This is a genomic window from Actinoallomurus acaciae (assembly GCF_042429965.1).
GTDB classification, from domain to species: Bacteria; Actinomycetota; Actinomycetes; order Streptosporangiales; family Streptosporangiaceae; genus Actinoallomurus; species Actinoallomurus acaciae.
Map to the genome: position 1 here is coordinate 1 of NZ_JBHLZP010000650.1, position 4,009 is coordinate 4,009.

Here is a 4,009-nt window from a genome sequence, read left to right on the forward strand (position 1 = left end):
CGCCGCCTCGGCCAGCCGCCGCCAGCCGTTGGACTCCCACTCCGGCCCGTACGCGGCGGTGGCCGCCTCCTCCAGCTCGGCGGCGAACTCCGCCGCGCCGGGCGGCCGGCCCTGCGGATGCTTGGCCAGGCCGCGTTCGACCAGCGCGCGTACCGGCTCCGGCACCTGGTCCACAGGGATGGGGCCGGTCGTGTGCTGCGCGCGGTACGCGGCCAGCGTGTCCGCGCGGTACGGGGTGCGGCCGGTCACGCACTCGAAGAACACGCAGGTCGCGGCGTACACGTCGGTGGAGGGCGAGGCCGGCGCACCGGCCCACTGCTCCGGCGCCATGTACGGCGGGGTGCCGACGATCTGCCCCGAGTCGCCGGAGCGCAGGGCGATGCCGAAGTCGATCAGCTTGCTCTGCCCGTCGCCGCCGACCATGACGTTGGCGGGCTTGTAGTCGCGGTGGACGACGCCCACGCGGTGCGCGGCGCCGAGGCCGAGCAGCGACCCCTTCAGCACCGCGAGCGCGGCCTCCGGTTCGAGGCTGCCCCGCTCGTGGAGCAGGGCGCGGAGCGACACCCCGTCGATCGCCTCCATGACGATCGCCGCCCCCTGCGGCGTCTCGACGTAGTCGAACAGGCGCACCACGTACGGGTCCCGCAGCCCGCGCAGGATCCCGGCCTCGGCGCGGAACTCCCTGCGAAACCTCTCATCCAGCACGTTCAGGTACTTGATGGCGACGTAGGTGCCCGACTCGTCGTGCCGGGCGAGCACGACGCGGCCGAAACCTCCCCGTCCCAGCTCGCGGAGGGAGGTGTATCCGCTAAGTGACCATTCGTCCACGGACCGATCATGACGCATTCCGCGCCGTCCCGGCGAGAAATCGCCCGATCGGCAGGTTCCGGCCAGTCGGAGGTCAGCCGAAGGGGGTGGCGGGCGGGCCGCCGACGCCCGGGGTGACGCGGAAGATCCGGCCCGCGTCCGGCTCGGCCTCGCGCCGCTGCGCCGACAGCCCCTGCCGGGAGGTCGTCACGAACAGCGTCACGCCGCCGGGACCGCCGAAGCAGCAGCTCGACACGTTCGTCACCGGCAGCCGTACGACACCCGCGAGCCGGCCCGACGGGTCGTAGCGGTGCACCGCGCCGCCGCCCCACAGCGCCACCCAGAGACAGCCCTCGTCGTCGACGGTCATGCCGTCGGGGTGGCCGCCCTCGACCGCCGCGAACGGCCGGCGTCCGGAGATCGCGCCGGAGTCCTCGTCGTAGTCGAACACGTCGACGCGCCCGGTCGGGGTGTCGATGTAGTACATGAGGCGGTGGTCCGGGCTCCAGCCCAGCCCGTTGGAGATCGTCACGCCGTCCAGCACCGTGCGGGGACGCCCGTCGAAGACGTACAGCGAGGCGATCGGGCTCGACTCGTCGTAGTCCATCGTGCCGGCCCACAGCCGCCCGGCCGGGTCGCACTTGCCGTCGTTCATCCGCAGCGGCGACGGGTCGGCCAGGTCCTCGGTCAGCGGCGTCACCAGGCCGTCCTCGTCGAGCCGGAGGAAGGCCGTGCCCGCGGCGAGCACCCAGCCGCCCGTCGCATCCGGAACCGCCGCGCCGAGCGGCCGCCCCACGTCATGGGAGTACGGCTCGGTCAGGGTCGTCCCGTCGAAGCCCGCCAGCCACAGCCGCCCGGCCATGATGTCCACCCAGCCGAACCGGTCGCCGTGCCAGAACGGCCCTTCGGCGTGCTCGACCCGGACCGGCGAGCAGGGCTCCGCCGTGAGTTGCATCAGCCTGATCCTTCCCTCGACCGGCATCCATGATCCTCCTCCGGTCGGCGGTCCGGGTCAGAAGTGCAGGTAGTTCCCGACGCTGCTCGCGGTGACCGTACGGGTGTCGTAGTTGTGCGCGCTCAGGTAGTTGTACTCCTCCAGCAGGATCGTGCCGTCGCCGTTCACCCGTGCGACGTAGGCGACGTGCCCGTACGTGCCGGTGTTCCACTGGGCGATGGCGCCGACCTTGGCGGTGTGGTCGACCTTGACCCCGGCGGAGGCCGCGGCGTTGTCCCAGTTGATCGCGTTGCCCCAGTGCACGCCCAGGTAGGAGTTGGTGAAGTCGACGCCCAGCCGCTGGCGGATCCGCCAGGCCGCGAACGACACGCACTCCCGCTTGTAGAAGTTCCAGGGGTCCGCCTCGCTGGAGGAGTCGGACTTGTACGGGTAGTCGTCGGTCAGCGTCGTGACGCACGGCGGGGCGACGGTCCCGTCCGACCCGGTGTAGACGTAGGCGTCGGAGACGTAGCCCGCCGGGCTCGTGATCTTGTCCCAGACGCTGCTGGTGCCGTACGTGCCGGTGATCGTCGTGCCGCGCGTCTGACAGCTGATCGTGACGGAGTTCCCGTCCGCCACGCTGCCGACCGTCGGGTAGCTCGTGCCCGCGCCGGAGCGTACGGAAAGAGCCGTGCCACTCGTGTTGACCGTTCCGGTCGCCGCGTCCGCGGCCGTGGCACCGAGCATGATCATGCCGGCGCTCACCGCGGCCAGCAGGCCGCCTCGCTTCATCCAGGCCACATCGAACCCCTTTCTGGCGGGTATTCGATGTGACGGTAAGTCGATAATTTCCTAACTTAAAGGCTTGACTGTCGCTAAATTACGAGCTTCCCCTGGATCGGGGTTGCTTTTCGCGCATTCCGTCGGCCATGACCTCGATGAGGTGGTCGGCCTTCTCCGGATCGGTGACCTGGTCGACGGCCCGGATGCAGCCGACCATAAGCGCCCTGACGTCGTCGCGGTCCAGGTCCGCGCGGACCGCGCCGGCCCGCTGCGCGCCGGCCAGCAGTTCGTCGACGAGCCGCCAGAACGAGTCGTGCGTCCGCCGGGTGCCGTAGCGGAATCCCCGTGAGGCCTCCAGCGCGTCGGACAGGGCCTTGTTGAGCGAGGCCTGCTTGACCTTGTGCGCGAAGAAGTGGAAGAACGCCTCGCCCGGATCGTCGCCGGCGAGCAGGCGGTCGGCGTCGGCCATCAGGACCTCGACGCGACCGGCGATCACGGCCTCGAACAGCGCCTCCTTGGTCGGGAAGTGCCGGTAGACGGTGCCGGCTCCGACGCCGGCGCGGCGGGCGATCTCATCGAGCGGTACGGCGATCCCCTGCTCGGCGAACACGTCCTCGGCCGCCCGGAGCACGCGCTCGCGGTTGCGCCGGGCGTCCGCTCGCATCGGCGCGCCGCCCCTGGCCCCGCCGGGCGGCCGGGCGGCTCCGTCCTTGGCCGTCACCCGCTCAGCCTATCGCGCGCCGTTGACAACCGGGGCGATCGTTCCGTATCGTCCCGCATCGAAGCGGGGCGACCGTTCCGTTTCTGGTGATCCAAGGGAGGGAGACCGTCGTGTCGATGCAGGACTCCACCGCCGAGCGGTCCGCACCAGAGGTCGCGCGCCGCTTTCTCGAGGTGAGCTCACGCGGCGCCTACGACGAGCTGGCGGACCTCTACGCGGAGGACGCCGTGATCGAGATTCCGTTCGCACCGCCCGGGGTCCCGCGCACGTCGCAAGGGCGGGAGGTCTTCCGCGCCCGCTTCAAGACCGCCGAGAAGGTGTGGCGGATCGAGGGCGTCGACCAGGTGTCGGTGCACGAGACCACGAATCCCGAGGTCGTCGTCGTCGAATTCACCCTCCATCGGCGGCTGCGGGAGTCGGGCGAACCGCTGTCGAGCAGATACATCGTGGTCATGACCGTGCGCGATGGCCTGATCCGGCACAGCCGCGACTACGCGGACGTCGTCGCCGGCGCCCGTGCGATGGGGAGGCTGCACGAGCTCCTCGGCGACGGGACCGCCTAAGGTCGTCGCATGACGATCGCACGGGGTCTGTTCGCCGGGGCCGCGGTGGACGCGCTGACCGGTGACCCGCGGCGCGGCCATCCGGTGGCCGCCTTCGGGCGGGCGGCGGCGGCGCTCGAACGCCGGCTCTACGGCGACTCCAAGGTCCGCGGCGCGGTGTTCGCCGGAGTCTGCGTCCTCGGCGCGGCCGGGCTCGGGCTG

General features: G+C 71.3%; 6 protein-coding genes. 2 read left to right on the forward strand and 4 right to left on the reverse strand.

Features of this window, described 5'->3' with window-relative positions; all coding sequences use genetic code 11:
* The 4 genes from ACFFNX_RS44155 to ACFFNX_RS44170 all read right to left on the reverse strand — a co-directional run.
* Positions 1-828 (reverse strand): serine/threonine-protein kinase (locus ACFFNX_RS44155; RefSeq protein ID WP_378212239.1); only part of this gene is annotated, 828 nt, incomplete at its 3' end.
* Between the two features lie 73 nt (positions 829-901).
* Complete coding sequence (locus ACFFNX_RS44160; RefSeq protein ID WP_378212240.1) at positions 902-1,762, reverse strand: SMP-30/gluconolactonase/LRE family protein; 861 nt, start codon at positions 1,760-1,762, stop codon at positions 902-904.
* A 57-nt stretch (positions 1,763-1,819) separates the two neighbouring features.
* Positions 1,820-2,533: a CHAP domain-containing protein gene (locus ACFFNX_RS44165; protein WP_378212241.1), complete on the reverse strand. Its 714-nt coding sequence runs from the start codon at positions 2,531-2,533 to the stop codon at positions 1,820-1,822.
* 88 nt (positions 2,534-2,621) lie between these two features.
* Entirely contained in the window at positions 2,622-3,245 is a 624-nt protein-coding gene (locus tag ACFFNX_RS44170; protein ID WP_378212242.1) for a TetR/AcrR family transcriptional regulator, read from the reverse strand.
* Between the two features lie 116 nt (positions 3,246-3,361).
* Here ACFFNX_RS44170 and ACFFNX_RS44175 point away from each other — a divergent pair, with 116 nt between their 5' ends.
* The gene (locus ACFFNX_RS44175) at positions 3,362-3,808 is read left to right on the forward strand and encodes a nuclear transport factor 2 family protein (protein ID WP_378212244.1); all 447 of its coding nucleotides are present in this window, start codon (positions 3,362-3,364) and stop codon (positions 3,806-3,808) included.
* 9 nt (positions 3,809-3,817) lie between these two features.
* Positions 3,818-4,009, forward strand: a 192-nt coding sequence (locus tag ACFFNX_RS44180) for a cobalamin biosynthesis protein (RefSeq protein ID WP_378212243.1), incomplete at its 3' end; no start/stop codon positions are given.

Coding starts and splice junctions, on each gene's coding strand:
- ACFFNX_RS44160 (WP_378212240.1), bottom strand. CDS start 1,762: ATGCAACTCACGGCGGAGCCCTGCTCGCCGGTCCGGGTCGAGCACGCC.
- ACFFNX_RS44175 (WP_378212244.1), top strand. CDS start 3,362: ATGCAGGACTCCACCGCCGAGCGGTCCGCACCAGAGGTCGCGCGCCGC.
- ACFFNX_RS44165 (WP_378212241.1), bottom strand. CDS start 2,533: ATGAAGCGAGGCGGCCTGCTGGCCGCGGTGAGCGCCGGCATGATCATG.